17 protein-coding genes are annotated in these 14,130 nt (G+C 72.8%); 10 read left to right on the top strand and 7 right to left on the bottom strand.

What is annotated here, in order from left to right; translation table 11 throughout:
• Genes SM611_RS07645 through SM611_RS07615 form a run of 7 tightly spaced genes read left to right on the top strand, consistent with a single transcriptional unit; the run spans position 1 to position 5,579 of the window.
• Positions 1 to 1,131: a branched-chain amino acid ABC transporter permease gene (locus SM611_RS07645; RefSeq protein ID WP_371948326.1), complete on the top strand. Its 1,131-nt coding sequence runs from the start codon at positions 1 to 3 to the stop codon at positions 1,129 to 1,131.
• On the top strand, positions 1,128 to 1,949 hold the full coding sequence (locus SM611_RS07640) for an ABC transporter ATP-binding protein (RefSeq protein ID WP_371948325.1): 822 nt from the start codon (positions 1,128 to 1,130) through the stop codon (positions 1,947 to 1,949). Before SM611_RS07645 ends, SM611_RS07640 begins: the two co-directional genes overlap by 4 nt.
• Positions 1,946 to 2,716: an ABC transporter ATP-binding protein gene (locus SM611_RS07635; RefSeq protein ID WP_371948324.1), complete on the top strand. Its 771-nt coding sequence runs from the start codon at positions 1,946 to 1,948 to the stop codon at positions 2,714 to 2,716. The genes SM611_RS07640 and SM611_RS07635 overlap by 4 nt, the downstream gene beginning before the upstream one ends.
• Entirely contained in the window at positions 2,713 to 3,291 is a 579-nt protein-coding gene (locus SM611_RS07630; RefSeq protein ID WP_371948323.1) for an NADPH-dependent FMN reductase, read from the top strand. The genes SM611_RS07635 and SM611_RS07630 overlap by 4 nt, the downstream gene beginning before the upstream one ends.
• On the top strand, positions 3,288 to 4,415 hold the full coding sequence (locus SM611_RS07625; RefSeq protein ID WP_371948322.1) for an alpha/beta hydrolase: 1,128 nt from the start codon (positions 3,288 to 3,290) through the stop codon (positions 4,413 to 4,415). The genes SM611_RS07630 and SM611_RS07625 overlap by 4 nt, the downstream gene beginning before the upstream one ends.
• Entirely contained in the window at positions 4,412 to 4,789 is a 378-nt protein-coding gene (locus tag SM611_RS07620) for an AMP-binding enzyme (protein ID WP_371948321.1), read from the top strand. Before SM611_RS07625 ends, SM611_RS07620 begins: the two co-directional genes overlap by 4 nt.
• Complete coding sequence (locus tag SM611_RS07615; RefSeq protein WP_371948319.1) at positions 4,770 to 5,579, top strand: IclR family transcriptional regulator; 810 nt, start codon at positions 4,770 to 4,772, stop codon at positions 5,577 to 5,579. Before SM611_RS07620 ends, SM611_RS07615 begins: the two co-directional genes overlap by 20 nt.
• A 131-nt stretch (positions 5,580 to 5,710) precedes the next feature.
• Here the strand turns inward: SM611_RS07615 and SM611_RS07610 are convergent, their stop codons facing one another.
• The 3 genes from SM611_RS07610 to SM611_RS07600 form a co-directional block, all read right to left on the bottom strand.
• Complete coding sequence (locus SM611_RS07610; RefSeq protein ID WP_371948318.1) at positions 5,711 to 6,091, bottom strand: nuclear transport factor 2 family protein; 381 nt, start codon at positions 6,089 to 6,091, stop codon at positions 5,711 to 5,713.
• Complete coding sequence (locus tag SM611_RS07605; protein WP_371948317.1) at positions 6,088 to 6,654, bottom strand: VOC family protein; 567 nt, start codon at positions 6,652 to 6,654, stop codon at positions 6,088 to 6,090. Before SM611_RS07605 ends, SM611_RS07610 begins: the two co-directional genes overlap by 4 nt.
• Positions 6,655 to 6,783: 129 nt before the next feature.
• Positions 6,784 to 7,509 carry a GntR family transcriptional regulator gene (locus tag SM611_RS07600; protein ID WP_371948316.1) on the bottom strand — a complete coding sequence of 242 codons (726 nt, stop codon included), beginning with the start codon at positions 7,507 to 7,509 and terminating at the stop codon, positions 6,784 to 6,786.
• A gap of 108 nt (positions 7,510 to 7,617) precedes the next feature.
• Between SM611_RS07600 and SM611_RS07595 the strand changes: the two genes are divergently transcribed.
• The 3 genes from SM611_RS07595 (at position 7,618) to efeU (ending at position 10,723) form a co-directional block, all read left to right on the top strand.
• Positions 7,618 to 8,796 (top strand): enolase C-terminal domain-like protein, encoded by a 1,179-nt coding sequence (locus tag SM611_RS07595; RefSeq protein WP_371948314.1) that lies wholly within the window; start codon positions 7,618 to 7,620, stop codon positions 8,794 to 8,796.
• Positions 8,793 to 9,713: a ketopantoate reductase family protein gene (locus tag SM611_RS07590; protein WP_371948313.1), complete on the top strand. Its 921-nt coding sequence runs from the start codon at positions 8,793 to 8,795 to the stop codon at positions 9,711 to 9,713. The genes SM611_RS07595 and SM611_RS07590 overlap by 4 nt, the downstream gene beginning before the upstream one ends.
• Positions 9,714 to 9,859: 146 nt before the next feature.
• On the top strand, positions 9,860 to 10,723 hold the full coding sequence (gene efeU / locus SM611_RS07585; RefSeq protein WP_371948311.1) for an iron uptake transporter permease EfeU: 864 nt from the start codon (positions 9,860 to 9,862) through the stop codon (positions 10,721 to 10,723).
• Positions 10,724 to 10,755: 32 nt separating this feature from the next.
• On the opposite strand, the gene SM611_RS07580 is transcribed toward efeU, so the two are convergent.
• The 4 genes from SM611_RS07580 to SM611_RS07565 form a co-directional block, all read right to left on the bottom strand.
• Entirely contained in the window at positions 10,756 to 11,118 is a 363-nt protein-coding gene (locus tag SM611_RS07580) for a hypothetical protein (RefSeq protein WP_371948309.1), read from the bottom strand.
• An 80-nt stretch (positions 11,119 to 11,198) separates the two neighbouring features.
• Positions 11,199 to 12,386: an ABC transporter permease gene (locus tag SM611_RS07575; RefSeq protein WP_371948307.1), complete on the bottom strand. Its 1,188-nt coding sequence runs from the start codon at positions 12,384 to 12,386 to the stop codon at positions 11,199 to 11,201.
• Complete coding sequence (locus SM611_RS07570; RefSeq protein ID WP_371948305.1) at positions 12,383 to 13,099, bottom strand: ABC transporter ATP-binding protein; 717 nt, start codon at positions 13,097 to 13,099, stop codon at positions 12,383 to 12,385. Before SM611_RS07570 ends, SM611_RS07575 begins: the two co-directional genes overlap by 4 nt.
• Positions 13,096 to 14,127, bottom strand: coding sequence for a peptidoglycan-binding protein (locus SM611_RS07565; RefSeq protein ID WP_371948303.1), 1,032 nt, complete (start codon positions 14,125 to 14,127; stop codon positions 13,096 to 13,098). Before SM611_RS07565 ends, SM611_RS07570 begins: the two co-directional genes overlap by 4 nt.
• Positions 14,128 to 14,130 lie beyond the last annotated feature (3 nt).

Below are 14,130 nucleotides of genomic sequence, written 5' to 3'. Positions count from 1 at the left end.
GTGTCACTCCGCACCAGCCCGCCGGCCCCCCGCGACACCGCGGCGCCCCGGCCGCGCCTGCACGGTCTCCTCACCCGCGGGCGCGCCGGCGTCTGCCTCGGGATCGCCGCCATGCTCGTGCTGCCGCTGGTGGTCCGCTCCGAACTGTGGCTCGGCATCGGCATCCTCACCCTGATCGCCGGCATCGGCGCCCTCGGCATGCAGGTGATCACCGGGCTGGCCGGCCAGATCTCGCTGGGCCACGCCTTCTTCATGGCCATCGGCGCCTACAGTTCCGCCTGGCTCGGCGCCGACCAGGGCCTGCCCTGGTGGCTCTGGCTGCCGGCGTCCGGCCTCGTGGCCGCCGCCGCGGGCGCCCTGGTCGCGCCCGTCGCCGTCCGCATCCGCGGGCTCTACCTGGCCGTCGCCACCCTCGCCCTGGTCTTCATCGGCCTCTACGCGTGGGAGACGTGGACGAGCCTCAGCGGCGGTGTGAACGGCCGTCCGGCCGCACCCGTCCTGTTCGGCGACCAGGACCTCAGCCTGGGCGTCATGGCCGGGGACCGGATGATCCTCGACGCCTTCCAGGCCTGGTGGTACTTCGCGCTGGCGATCCTGCTGGTGGTCATGCTCCTCACCCACAACCTCAGGCACTCGCGGCTCGGCCGCGCGTTCATGGCCGTCCGGGACAAGGACGTGGCGGCCGCGGTGGTGGGCGTCCCGGTGACCCGGACCAAGACGACCGCCTTCGTCATCTCCTCCTTCTTCGCCGGCGTCTCCGGGGCGCTGCTGGTCTCCTACATGGGCTACTTCACCCCGGGCCAGTGGCACCTGATGCTCTCGGTCGACTTCATCGCCATGATCGTGATCGGCGGCATGGGCACGGTCTCCGGCGCCCTGCTCGGGGCCCTCTTCGTGCGGGCGATGCCCGAGGTCGTGAACCAGGCCTCGGTCTTCCTGCCCTTCGTCCGCAAGAGCGCCAGCACCGACGGCGGCATCACGGGACCGCTCCTGTCCGGATTCCTCTACGGATTGGTGATCGTGTTGATCCTGCTCTTCGAGCCCAACGGGATCCGGGCGCTCGCGCTCCGGGGCGGGCGACGCCTGCGCCGGCCGCTGGGCCGCCCACGCGGAACGCGGAGGACGTCATGACCGGCAGCGCCCCGAGCACGAGCGGCAGCGCCTCCCAGGCGTCCGCCGGTCCGCCGGCCCTGCGGACCACGGCGCTCAGCGCCGCGTACGGCGCCGCCGAGGACGCCGTGACCGACCTGACACTGCGCGTGCCCCAGGGGCAGATCGTCAGCCTGCTCGGCCCCAACGGGGCGGGCAAGAGCACCACGATGCGGGCCGTGTCCGGCATGCTCGGGCTGCACCGCGGACGCCTCACCGGCGGGCGGGTGGAGCTCTTCGGCAAGGACATGACCGGATCGCGCGCGTCACAGCGCGTCCGCGCCGGGCTCGCGCAGTGCCTTGAGGGCCGGATGGTCTTCCCGGGGCTCAGCGTCGCGGAGAACCTCGCGGGCGGAGCGCACGTCCGCCGCTACCGGGGCGCCGCGCTCATCGCGGCCCGCGACGAGGTGCTCGCACTGCTGCCACGCCTGCGCGACCTGCTGGACCGGAAGGCGGGCTACCTGTCCGGCGGCGAGCAGCAGATGCTGGCGATCGCGCGCGCCCTGATGTCACGGCCGAAGCTGCTGCTCATGGACGAGCCGAGCCTGGGCCTCGCACCCCGGATCGTCGAGCAGGTCCGGGACATCATCGTGTCCATCAACGAGCGGGGCACCTCGATCCTGCTCGTCGAGCAGAACGCGCGCATGGCCCTGTCGATCTCCGGCTACGCCTACCTCCTGGAGGGTGGACGGGTCCACGCGGAGGGCACCCCCGCGCAACTGGAGCGGGAGACCGACATCGCGGCCGCCTACCTCGGCGCCGGCACGGCCCCCGCCGCACCGGAAGGAGCCGACTCGTGAGCACCCCGCTGCTCGAGATCGAGGACCTCGCCCTGTCGTTCGCGGGCGTCCGCGCGCTGGACGGGGTCACCTTCAGCATCGACGAGGGCGAGCTCTTCGCCGTGATCGGGCCCAACGGCGCCGGCAAGTCCACGCTGTTCAACTGCATCTCCGGCATCTACCGCCCGGGGTCGGGGAGCATCAGGTTCGGCGGCACCGAGATCCTCGGCACCGCTCCGCACCGGATCGCGAAGGCCGGGATCGCCCGCACGTTCCAGAACGTCGACGTCTTCCCGGCCATGACCGTCCGGGAATGCCTGCTCCTCGCCCGGCACCAGCACCTCCGCTCCGGGGCGCTGGCCGGCATGATCCGGTGGGGGCGCAGTGCCCGCGAGGAGCGCGCGGCACTGCGGCGGGTCACCGAGGTGGCCGACCGCCTCGGGCTCGGCGACCTGCTGGGGCGCGAGGTCGGCCCGCTGCCCCACGGCGTGCAGAAGCGGGTCGAGCTCGCGCGCTCGCTGTGCATGGAGCCCCGGCTGCTGCTGCTCGACGAGCCGGTCGCCGGGATGAACCACGAGGAGACCGCCGAGATGGCGGCGACGCTGAGCGAGGTGAACTCCGACCTGGGCATCACCATGCTCCTGGTCGAGCACGACATGTCGATGGTGATGGGCATCTCGGACCGGGTCTGCGTGCTCGACTTCGGGCGCCGCATCGCCCTCGACACCCCGGCCGCCGTCGTCCGCGACGCGGCCGTCATCGACGCCTACCTGGGAGGAGCACTGTGAGCACGGCGGACGTCACGGTCTACGGAATCGTCGGGAGCCTGCGCGAGCGTTCGTGGAACCGGATGCTGCTGGAGTCGGCGGCGCGCCTGGCGCCGGAGGGGGTCACCGTCACCATCAGCGAACTGGTGGGACGACTTCCGCTCTTCAACGAGGACCTGCTCGGCCGGGAGCCGGAGGCGGTCACCCGGATGCGCGCCGAGGTCGCCGCCGCGGACGCGCTGATGATCGCCACGCCGGAGTACAACGGCGGCGTCCCCGGCGTGCTCAAGAACGCCTTCGACTGGATCTCCCTCCCGCTGGGCGCCTCGGTGCTCCAGGGCAAGCCGGTCGCTCTGATCGGCACCTCGCCGGGAAGGCTGGGCACCGCCCGGTGCCAGTTCGAGCTGCGGAACATGTTCGTCTTCTCCCAATCCCCGGTGATGCCGGGACCGGAGGTGGTCATGCCCTTCGCCCACGAGTGCTTCGACGAGAGCGGGCACCTCAAGGACCCGGTGGCCACCGAGCGCCTCGGGGTCCTCTTCGGCAAGCTGCGCGCCCACGTGGCCGCGAGCCGGCTGGAGGCGGCGGTCCGATGATCACCCGAACCTTCGTGTCCCGCCCCTCCGCCGGTGCCCCGCGGGCGGGCGCCGGCGGGCACCCCTGCCAGGGCCTCTACCACGCGCCGGAGGGCGCGTGGCCGAAGGTGGCGATGATCGCCACCCACTACCAGATCGACTTCGCCGAGCACTATCTCGCCGAGCTGATGGCCGAGCGCGGCATCGGCTTCCTGGGCTGGAACACCCGGTTCCGCGGCTACGAGTGGAACTTCCGGCTCGACCAGGCACTGGTGGACATCGGCGTCGGCGTCCGCTGGCTGCGCGAGGAGGCCGGGGCCGACTCCGTCGTCCTGCTGGGCAACTCGGGCGGCGGCTCCCTGATGGCCGCCTACCAGGCCCAGGCCGTCGCCCCCTCCCTGCGGCCCCCGGTCGGCCACGAGCCCGTCGCGGGCGTGGACGAGCTGCCCGCCGCGGACGGCTACGTGTCGCTGGCCGCGCACCTGGGCCGTCCCGACGTCCTCACCGCCTGGATGGACGCCGCGGTGGTCGACGAGTTCGACCCGGTGGCGACCGACCCCTCGCTCGACCTGTTCGACCCCCGCAACGGCCCGCCGTACAGCGCCGAGTTCGTCGAGCGCTACCGGCGCGCACAGGTCGACCGCAATCACCGGATCACCGCGTGGGCCAAGGCGGAGCTGGCCCGGCTCACCGCGGCCGGCTACTACGACCGCCACTTCACCGTGCCCCGGACCTGGGCGGACCCGAGGATGGTCGACCCGTCCCTGGAGCCCACCGACCGGAAGCCGAACAGCTGCTACCGCGGCTCCGTCGAGGCCGCCAACCGGGGCGACCGCGGGATCGCCGGGGAGACGACCGTGCGCAACTGGCTCAACATGTGGAGCCTGAGCGAGTCGCCCTGCCGCGGTGAGGGCAACCTGGCCAAGATCACGGTCCCGGCGCTGGTCGTCAACGCGACCGGTGACACCGGCGTCTTCCCGAGCGACGCCGACCGGATCGCCGACGCGCTGGCCGCCTCGGACAAGACCCGCCGCGACCACGCCGGAGACCACTACTTCCTGGAGCCCGCGGGCGCCCGGGACGCGGTCGCCGACACGATCGCCGGCTGGATCGCCGAGCGCTTCGGGAGCGGGAGCGCGCGATGACGGCGCCCGCGGCGGTCCACGGCGCCCGGGGGCAGCACTGGGTCGCCCACCTGGCCCGGCACGCCCACGCGCGGCCGGAGGTGACCGCGCTGCGGTGCGGCGAGCTCGCCGCGCACCCGGACATCGCGGAGGTGGCGGTGGTGGGTCGGCCGCATCTAAAATGGGAGGAGACTCCGGTCGCGGTGCTGGTGCCGGTTCCCGGACGGCGGGCGCCGTCGCTGGAGGAACTGCGCGACCACGCCCGGCGCGGGCTCGCCCCGTACAAGCTACCGACCGGCATCGAGGTGGTCGAGCGGCTCCCCCGCAACGCATCGGGGAAAGTGCTCAAGTTCGAGCTGCGAGATGGAAGGACCGATGACCGCGTCCCCGGATAAGGTCCGCTGGGTGAACAACCCCTCTCCTGCCCAGCCTCGCAAGCCGCAGTACCCGATCGAGTCGGTCGACAACGCGCTGCGCATCCTGCTGCTGCTGGGCGAGCGCAAGAGCCTCCGCCTCACCGAGGTGAGCGAGTACCTCTCCGTCGCCTCGTCCACCGCCCACCGGGTGCTGGCCATGCTGCAGTACCGGGGGTTCGTCCGCCAGTCGAACAGCTCGCGGGCCTACGAGCCGGGTCCCGCGCTCACCGAGATCGCCTTCTCGGTGCTGCGGCAGATCGACGTCCGCGAACAGGTCCGCCCGCTGCTGGACGACCTCGCCGAGCACTACGGCGAGACCGTCCACCTCACCCGCCTCGACGGCGCGCTCGTGTCCTTCGTCGACGCCGTGGAGAGCAGCCGCGCCGTGCGGGTCGGCTCGCGGATGGGCAAGACCCTCCCGGCGCACGCCTCGGCGTCCGGCAAGGTGCTGCTGTCGCTGCTGTCGGACGAGGCCGTGGTCGCGCTCTATCCGCGGGAGGAACTGGAGCCGCTCACCCCGCACACCCTCTCCACCCGGACCGCGCTCCTGGAGGAGCTGGACCGCATCCGGAAGCGGGGCTACGCCACCGGGGTGCAGGAGAGCGAGGACGGGGTCATCGCCGTGGCCGTGCCGCTCGGCACCTACGCCGGCTCCCGCTACGCGGTGAGCATCTCGGCGCCCAGCCACCGCAAGAAGGACTTCACCGAGGTGACCGTGGCCGAAGACCTGCTGCGCTTCGCCGAGCAGGCCCGCGCCTTCTTCTCCTGAGCCGCCCGCACGCGCGTTGCTCCTGAGGCGCGCGCTGTTCCTGAAACGCGCCTTCTGCTCGGGTACCGGTCATGCGTCGGCCCGGTGCCGGTCGGGGGTCTCCCCGACCGGCACCGGGCCGGACCGGCCGCTCAGCCCGCGAGCACGGTTTCGAGTTTGCTGCGATCGAAGTACTCCTCGATCCGCCTGATCCTGCCGTCCTCGACGTACACGCGGAGGATCGCCGGGATGGAGGCCGACCGCCCGTCGCGCTCGACCTCGATCACGTGCTGGCGGAGGAAGCCGTCTTCGAGCGCGGTGTGGCGCGGCTGGGCGTAGCCGAACTTGTCGTAGCGGTCGGCGATGCTGCCCAGCGTGGCGAGGTTCTCTTCCTTCGACTGGTCGACGTCGTCGTAGTTGTGCCAGACGGTGACGTCGTCGTGGTAGAGCGCGGAGACGGCCTCGATGTCGCCGGCCTCCACCATCTCGAAGAACCGCGCGGCGTACTCCAGCATGGACTCCGTGCCGCTCATGCGGACGCGCCCTGGCCGGCCGGGACGCCCGCGGCGGTCATCGGCGCCAGGTTGACGTCGTCCTCGGTCAGCTCACGCGTCCAGGCGGCGAACTCCAGCAGGACCCCGTCCGGGTCGAAGAAGTACATCGAACGGACGTAGACGCCCTCGTGGAACGTCTCCGCCACACCGCGCGGGCTGTCGTCGTGCTCGAGGACGGGACCGGTCTCGACGCCCTTGGCATCGAGCTTGGCCTTGTACTCGTCGAACTTGTCGAGCGGGATCTTGAACGCGACGTGGTTCATCGAGGCGTGGGCCGTGGCGATGTCTCCGAGGCCGGGCAGCACCGCGGAGGAGGCGATCCCGGGGGCCCGCTTCGGCGCGTCCGGGAACCAGAAGAAGGCCAGGAACTGGTCGCCGCCCATGTCGAAGAAGAAGTGCTGCCCGCCGTTGGGCATGTTGATCGTCTTCTTCAGCTTCATGCCGAGGACGTTGGTGTAGAAGTCGACGGTGCGCTCCATGTCCTCGCAGACGAGCGCGAGGTGACAGAGCCCCTGGAGCTCGAACTCGGGGTCGGCCTCCATGGTGTCCCTCCTGTCAGGTGATCCGCCGCCACGCTACCGGAAGTAGTTTCTGGACACCAGACTTTTTCCCGAAAGGTCTGGACAATTAGCTCGGGGCCGCGCGCCCGCCGGCCGTCCCGGCCGGTTCCGTCAACCGCGCCCGCGCTCCAGGTCAACGGCGTACTCGAACCGTTCGGCGGGGTGCACCGAGACCGTGATCTCGAAGGGGTCCCCGGCGCGGTCCAGGTAGCGCCGCGTCATCCGCAGCACCGGCGAACCGGCCGCCGCGTGCAGCAGGTCGACCATGGAGTCCGGGACCGTCGCCGCACGCATCCGCTGCTCGATGGTGTGCACGGTGCGGCCGGTCACCTGCTCGACCATGTCCGAGATCAACCGCTTGGGGTCGAGCACCTGGTCGCCCACGGCCGCGGCGATGTCGGGCTCGAGGTAGACGTCGGTGCAGCACAGCGGCCAGCCGTCGTCGGCCGGGTCGATGCGCAGCATCCGGATCTTGGTCCAGCGCTCCCCCGGCCGGCAGCCCATGACCCGGGCGTCCACCTCGTCGACCACCACGTCGGCGATCGACAGCACCTGGCGGTCGGTCTCCACGGAGTACTCGGTCAGCTCGTCCAACGAGTGCAGCGACCGGACGAAGACCGAGTGCGGCTTCAGACGCTCCACGCGGGTACCGCGCCGGGGCCGGCGCGAGACCAGTCCCAGCTCCTCCACGATGTCGAGCGCGGCCCGCATCGTGCCGCGGCTCACGTCGAACTCCGCCGCCAGGTCCACCTCGGGCGCTAACCGCCCGCCGATCGGCCAGCGCCCCGACTGGATCTGCCGGACCAAGTCCTCGGCGACTGCCTCGTAACGCCTCACGGCCCTCTCCCGCCCTCCGGTCCCGGTTGCTCCTCGCACGCGTGCCGTGGAGGCGCCGCTTCCATTAGTCTAGACAATTCGATCGGTCCGGATCAGAGGGTTGGGGTCATGCGCATCACCGACATCCGCGAGGTCTCGGTCCCCCTCCACGGGGACGTCAGGAACTCCGTGGTGAACTTCGCCGCGCACACCGTCTCCCTGGTGGCCGTGCAGAGCGACGTACGCCGGAACGGGCGCCCGCTCACCGGCATCGCGTTCAACTCGATCGGGCGCCACGCCCAAGGGGGGATCCTCCGCGACCGGATGATCCCGCGGCTGCTGGCCGCCGCCCCCGACACCCTGCTCGACCCGGCGACCGGGCTGCTGTCGCCCGCCCGCGTGCTCCAGTGCGCCATGCGGGACGAGAAGCCCGGCGGCCACGGCGACCGCGCCGCGGCGGCCGGCGCCGTCGAACTCGCGGTGTGGGACCTGCTGGCCAAGTACCACGACGAGCCGGCCCACGCCGTCATCGCCCGCGCCTTCGGCCGCCGGCCCGTGCTCACCGGCACGCCGGTCTACGCCGCGGGCGGCTACTACCACCCCGACGACTCCCTGGACCGGCTCCGCGGCGAGCTCACCGGCTACGCGGACCGGGGCTACCGCATGATCAAGATCAAGATCGGCGGCGCGGCGCTCGCCGACGACCTGGCCCGGATCGAGACCGCCATCGAGGTGATCGGCGGCGGGGACGGGGTCGCCGTCGACGCCAACGGACGCTTCGACCGGGACCGGGCCCTGGCCTACGCCACCGCTCTGGCCGGGCTCGGCCTGCGCTGGTACGAGGAGGCGGCCGACCCGCTCGACTACGCCCTGAACCGGGAACTGGCGGAGGTCTATCCGGGGGCCATCGCCACGGGCGAGAACCTCTTCTCCGTCCAGGACGTGCGCAACCTGCTCGCCTACGGCGGAGTGCGGCCCGACCGGGACGTCTTCCAGATGGACGCCGGCCTCAGCTACGGGCTGACCGAGTACGCCCGCATGATCGAGGCCATGGAGGCGTGCGGCGTCCCCCGGTCCCAGGCGTTCCCGCACGGCGGGCACCTGATCAACCTGCACATCGTGGCCGGGCTGGGGCTGGGCGGCTGCGAGGCGTACCCCGGGGTCTTCGAGCCCTTCGGCGGCTACAGTCCGGACTGCCGGCTCTCCGACGGCCTCATAAGCCCCAGCGAGGCGCCCGGGTTCGGTCTCGAGGCCAAACCCGGCCTCGGCGACGAGATCGCCAACCTCCTCAAGGACCTGGACCGATGAAGATCTGCGTCGTCGGCTGCGGAGCCATGGGCTCGGTGTACGCCGCGCGCCTGGCGCGGGCGGGCCACGAGGTGTCGGTGGTCGACGCCTGGCAGGCCCACGTCGAGGCCATCGCCCGGGACGGGCTGCACGTCAGCGGGCCCGATGGGGAGTTCCGCGCCGCGGTCGCGGCCCACACCACCGCTCCCGCCGATCCCGTCGACCTCGTGGTGCTCGCCGTCAAGGCCGCCGACGTGCCCGCCGCCGCGGCCGGGCTCGCCCCCCTGCTGGGGCCCGAGACCACGGTGCTGACCATCCAGAACGGCCTCGGCTCGGCCGACGCCGTGGCCGGCGCCGTGGGCGCCGGGCGCCTGGCCGTCGGCATCGCCAGCGGCTTCGGCGCCGGCCTGCGCGGGCCGGGCCGGGTGCACCACAACGCGATGCGCGCGCTGCGGTTCGGCGCCCACGGCTCTTTGGCCCCCGAACGGGTCGAGGAGGTGGCCGCGGCCTGGCGCACGGCCGGGTTCGACGCGGCGGCCGTGGACGACGTCCTCGCGATGCAGTGGGAGAAGCTCATCTGCAACGTGGCCTACAGCGCTCCGTGCGCCCTGACCGGGCTGACGGTCGGCGAGATCCGTGACCACCCCGAGCTCGGCCGGACGAGCCGGGCCGCGGCGACCGAGGCCTGGGAGACGGCTCTCGCGCTCGGGGTGGCCATCGACGTGCCGGACCCCGTGGAACTGGTGCGCGCGTTCGCCGCCCGGATGCCCGGCGCCAAGCCGTCGGCGCTGCTGGACCACGAGGCCCGCCGGACCAGCGAGATCGATGTGATCAACGGCGCCGTCCCGCGGGAGGCGGCCAAGGCGGGCCGCACGGCACCGGTCAACCAGGCGCTGACCGCCCTCGCCCGCCACCGCGAGACCGCCTGGCGGCGGTGACCCCCCGCGGCCGGGGCGCCCGCCCCGGCCGAGGACGTCCGCGGCGCCGCCTCTTGCCGGGGGGCCGACGTCGGGCGCAGAATTGCTTAGGTTAGCTTTGCCTAAAAGACCTGCCTGAAATCTGTGCCATCCGGAGGAGTGCAGCGATGCTACTGGGCAACTTCCTCATCGGACTGCGGGAGGGGCTTGAGGCCGCCCTGGTCGTCAGCATCCTGATCGCCTACCTGGTGAAGACCGGCAACCGCCGGGCCCTGATCCCCGTCTGGACGGGGATCGGCGTCGCCGTCGTCCTCGCGTTCGCGTTCGGCATCGCGCTGACCGCCGCGTCCTCGGAGATGCAGTTCAAGACGCAGGAGCTGTTCGGCGGCGTCCTGTCGATCATCGCGGTGGGGCTCGTCACCTGGATGGTCTTCTGGATGCGCAGGACCGCCCGGTTCATGAAGGCGGAGCTGGAGGGCAAGCTGGAGGGCGCGCTGAACGTCGGGCCGCTCGCGCTCGCCGCCGTGGCGTTCCTCGCCGTGGGGCGCGAGGGCCTGGAGACCGCGCTGTTCCTGTGGACGAACATCTCCAACTCCTCCGGCGGCTCCACCGAGCCGATCATCGGCGCGCTCCTCGGCCTCGCCGTCGCCGTCGCGCTCGGCTACCTGCTCTACCGCGGCGGCCTCAAGATCAACCTGAAGCGCTTCTTCACCTGGACGGGCGCCGCGCTGATCGTCGTCGCCGCGGGCGTGTTCGGCTACGGCTTCCACGACCTGCAGGAGGCCGAGGTCTTCCCCGGACTGAACGCCGTCGCGCTGGAGCCGCACGCGTTCTTCGCCAAGTTCGGCGACGCGGGCGACTGGATGCAGACGCTGTTCCAGGGCGTCCTGAACGTCACCCCGCAGATCACCTGGCTGCAGCTGGTCATGTGGGCGGCGTACCTGGTGCCGGTGATGTTCCTGTTCCTGCGCGGCCCGTCCGCGTCCAAGCCCGCCCCGGCCAAGGCGACGGAGCCCGCGGTCACGTCCTGAGCCCCCGGGGGGACGCCCCCCGGCGACGACCTCTACAGGTCGGGGAGCGGGTCGCGGGGAAGGCTGTCGCGGGCGAAGATCTCGGTGTCGGCCGCGTTCACGACCGGGACGTACTCGTCGTCCAGCTCGAACACCGCGCCCGCGAACTCGAACGACGCGCCGACGCCCGTCTCCACCGGCCCGATCCGGGTGCCGCGCGGGTAGCTGCCCCAGATCGTCTTCGGGGTGCTGCGGCTCAGCGGGCCGGTGGAGATCACCGCGACCTGGTCGTCGGTGACGACGAAGATGAAGCCGGCGCCGCCGCCGTAGGCCATCGCGGGGAAGATGTAGCGGATCTCCCCGTCGATCCCGAGGAACTCCCGGCAGCGCTCACGAAGCGGGCGTGGCACCGGCATGGCTGTTGAGGCACCTCCCCCGGGGGCGGAACACGGCTGCCGTGACAATCATGCACCGCCCCCGGGGAGCGTGACCAGAGTCAGACCGATGCCAGCGCCGCCGTCGGCGGCAGCCGCGCGGCGCGCACCGCCGGATACAGCCCGGCGGCCGTCCCGATCGCCAGCGTCGCGGCGAGCGCGCCGCCGAGCGCCCACACCGGCACGACCGGCGGCCACCCCTTCCACAGCGCGAACCCGGCGGTGACGGCCGTGCCGAGCACCGTCCCCGCCGCGCCGCCGAACGCCGACAGCAGCAGCGACTCGGCCAGGAACTGGACGCGCACCTGGCCGCGGGTCGCGCCGAGGGAGCGGCGCAGCCCGATCTCGCGGCGCCGCTCCAGCACCGAGATCACCATCGTGTTGGCGACGCCGACCCCGCCGACCAGCAGCGCGACCGCGCCCAGCCCGAGCAGCAGCCCGGTGAACGCGCCGGCCGCCGCGGCCCTCGCCTCCAGCGCGTCCGACGGGCGGCTGACCTGGACCTCCTCCGGGTGCTCGGGGTTGACCGTCCGGGCGAGGACGTCCCGGACGCCGGTCACCGACGCGTCCGTGGAGCGCTCGTAGATCGTGGTCGGATGCCCGTCGAAGCCCAGGTAGCGGCGTGCCGCGTCCCAGCCGACGAGCGCGGACCGGTCGATCTCGGGCGCCAGCCCGGCGGGCCGCAGGACGCCGAGGACGACGAACCACCGCCCGCCGATCCACACCCGGCCCCCGTCCACGCCGAGCCGTTTCGCGGCCTCCGCGCCGAGGACGACGCCGGGGTGGCGTCCGGTGCCCGCGTTGAGCCAGCTCCCGCTCGCGGTGTCCACGTCGAGCGTGCCGAGCAGCCCGGTCGAGGCCGCCTGCACGGAGATGCCCTGCGTGACCTCCGCCGGAATCGCGTCGGTCCGGCGGACGGTCGCGTCCACGGCCCCCGTCGCGCCGACCGCGGTGACCGGCCCGATCCGCCGCACCATCTCCGGCGCCGCCTCCGGCAGCTCCGCCTCGTCCCCGAACAGGGTGTCGCCGGGCTTCGCGGTCAGCAGGTCGGTGCCGAGCCGGTCGAGCCGCCGCAGCAGGTCCTCCCTGCTGGACGAGGAGATCCCGATGACCGCGACCATGGTGGCGATCCCGATCGCGATGCCGAGCGCGGACAGCACGACCCGCGCCGGACGGGCCCGCAGCCCGCCGAGGCCGACGCGCAGGACGTCGTCCGGGGCGAGCCGCGCGGGCGCGAGTGCCGCCTTCACCGGCTGCCCGCCTCCGCCCGCTCGTCCGCGACGATCAGCCCGTCGCGGACCCGCACCCGGCGCGGCGCCCGGCCCGCGACGTCCAGGTCGTGCGTGATGATCGCGACGGTGGTGCCGGCGCGGTTCAGCTCGTCCAGCAGGGCGAGCACCTCGGCGCCCGCGGCGGAGTCGAGGTTGCCGGTCGGCTCGTCCGCGAGCAGCAGGCCGGGCTCTGCGACGACGGCCCGCGCGACCGCGACCCGCTGCTGCTCGCCGCCGGAGAGCTGGTGCGGCCGGTGCCCGGCCCTGTTCCCGAGCCCGACGCGTTCGAGCGCGGCCCGCGCCCGCTCCCGCCGCTCCCCCAGCCTCGCGCCGCCGTACAGCAGCCCGTCGGCGACGTTGTCGAGCGCGCTGACGCCCGCCGCGAGGTGGAACTGCTGGAACACGAACCCGATGTGCCGTGCCCGCAGCGCCGACAGCTCCCGGTCGCCGAGCCCGGCGACCTCGTGCCGGGCGACCCGCACGCTGCCCTTCGTGGGACGGTCCAGCGTCCCGATCATGTGCAGCAGCGTCGACTTCCCCGACCCGGACGGCCCGACGATCGCGACCATCTCCCCCGCCGCGATCACCAGGTCGACGCCCTTCAGCGCCGCGACGCCGCCCGCGTACTCCTTCGTCACCCCGGTCAGCTCCACGATGTCCTCGCCCTGTGCGTCCAAGTCCGGCGCGTTCATTCGGCGGGCACCCCGACCTTCATGCCTTCCCGGACACCGTTCCCGGTGATCTCGACCCGCCCGCCGCCGAACGCCCCGGTCTCCACGGGCACGAGGCGCCGTCCCGCGTCCACGACCTCGACGCCGAAACCGCCTTCGCGCAGCGCCAGCAGCGCCTCGACCGGCACCGACAGGACGTCCTTCCTCCGCTCGCTCTCCAACTCGACGCTGACCGGCGCCTCGTCCAGCCGTCCCGTCCCGGCCGCGCCGATCGCGATGTCGACGCCGACGGTGGTCTTCTTGTCCTGCCCCGACCCGGTGCTCTGCGCGACGCTGCCGACCGCGGAGATCCTCCCCTTGACCGTCCTGCCGCCGGGCAGTTCCACCGAGACCTCGGCGCCCTCCCCGGCGAGATCCTGCTTGCCGGCGTCGAGATCGACGTGCACGACCCGTTTCGTCCCGGCCACCGTCAGGACGGGCTGCCCCTGGGCGACCCGCTTGCCCTCGGGGGCCTTGACCTCCCGCACCCGCACGGCCCCGTCCAGGAAGACGACCTGGCCCCCGTCGACCGCGCCGGTCTCCTCCAGCCCCCGGTCGTCCTGCCACTCCCTGACAGCCGCCTCGGTCGCGGCGGTGAACGCGTCGTCCACGGTCATCCCGCCGTACCCGAGCGCCCGCAGGTTCTCCTCAAGCCGCCGGACGTCCTTGCCCGAATCCCCGGCCCTCAGCGTCCGGTACATGGGGCTGCCGCCGTACATCAGCGTGACCGGCCGGTCCGCCACCTTCAGCAGCGTCCCGCCCCGCTCGACCACCTCGCCCTGCTCCGGCGCCCACGTCACCACGCCGGACACCCCCGACCACACGTCCCGCACGTCGCCGTAGGTGAGTTTCCCGTCCACCGTCTCGGTGTCCACGAGATCGCCCCGGATCACGACGGCGGTCGCCGGCCGGGCCTCATGCCCCGCCTCCGCCTCGCCGCCGCCCGCCGTCCAGGCGAGCGCGCCGCCACCACCGACGACCACGACGACGGCGATTCCGCCTGCGACCACGGC

The sequence above is a fragment of the Actinomadura monticuli genome (genome assembly GCF_041463655.1).
In the GTDB taxonomy this organism is placed as follows: domain Bacteria; phylum Actinomycetota; class Actinomycetes; order Streptosporangiales; family Streptosporangiaceae; genus Spirillospora; species Spirillospora monticuli.
Note: the sequence above shows the minus strand (reverse complement) of the source record. Positions and strands in the feature narration are given on the sequence as shown.

Bases quoted from the DNA above. Each gene is read 5' to 3' on its own strand.
- SM611_RS07640 (WP_371948325.1), top strand. From the start codon at position 1,128: ATGACCGGCAGCGCCCCGAGCACGAGCGGCAGCGCCTCCCAGGCGTCC.
- SM611_RS07625 (WP_371948322.1), top strand. From the start codon at position 3,288: ATGATCACCCGAACCTTCGTGTCCCGCCCCTCCGCCGGTGCCCCGCGG.
- SM611_RS07620 (WP_371948321.1), top strand. From the start codon at position 4,412: ATGACGGCGCCCGCGGCGGTCCACGGCGCCCGGGGGCAGCACTGGGTC.
- SM611_RS07615 (WP_371948319.1), top strand. From the start codon at position 4,770: ATGACCGCGTCCCCGGATAAGGTCCGCTGGGTGAACAACCCCTCTCCT.
- SM611_RS07610 (WP_371948318.1), bottom strand. From the start codon at position 6,091: ATGAGCGGCACGGAGTCCATGCTGGAGTACGCCGCGCGGTTCTTCGAG.
- SM611_RS07605 (WP_371948317.1), bottom strand. From the start codon at position 6,654: ATGGAGGCCGACCCCGAGTTCGAGCTCCAGGGGCTCTGTCACCTCGCG.
- SM611_RS07595 (WP_371948314.1), top strand. From the start codon at position 7,618: ATGCGCATCACCGACATCCGCGAGGTCTCGGTCCCCCTCCACGGGGAC.
- SM611_RS07590 (WP_371948313.1), top strand. From the start codon at position 8,793: ATGAAGATCTGCGTCGTCGGCTGCGGAGCCATGGGCTCGGTGTACGCC.
- efeU (WP_371948311.1), top strand. From the start codon at position 9,860: ATGCTACTGGGCAACTTCCTCATCGGACTGCGGGAGGGGCTTGAGGCC.
- SM611_RS07580 (WP_371948309.1), bottom strand. From the start codon at position 11,118: ATGCCGGTGCCACGCCCGCTTCGTGAGCGCTGCCGGGAGTTCCTCGGG.
- SM611_RS07570 (WP_371948305.1), bottom strand. From the start codon at position 13,099: ATGAACGCGCCGGACTTGGACGCACAGGGCGAGGACATCGTGGAGCTG.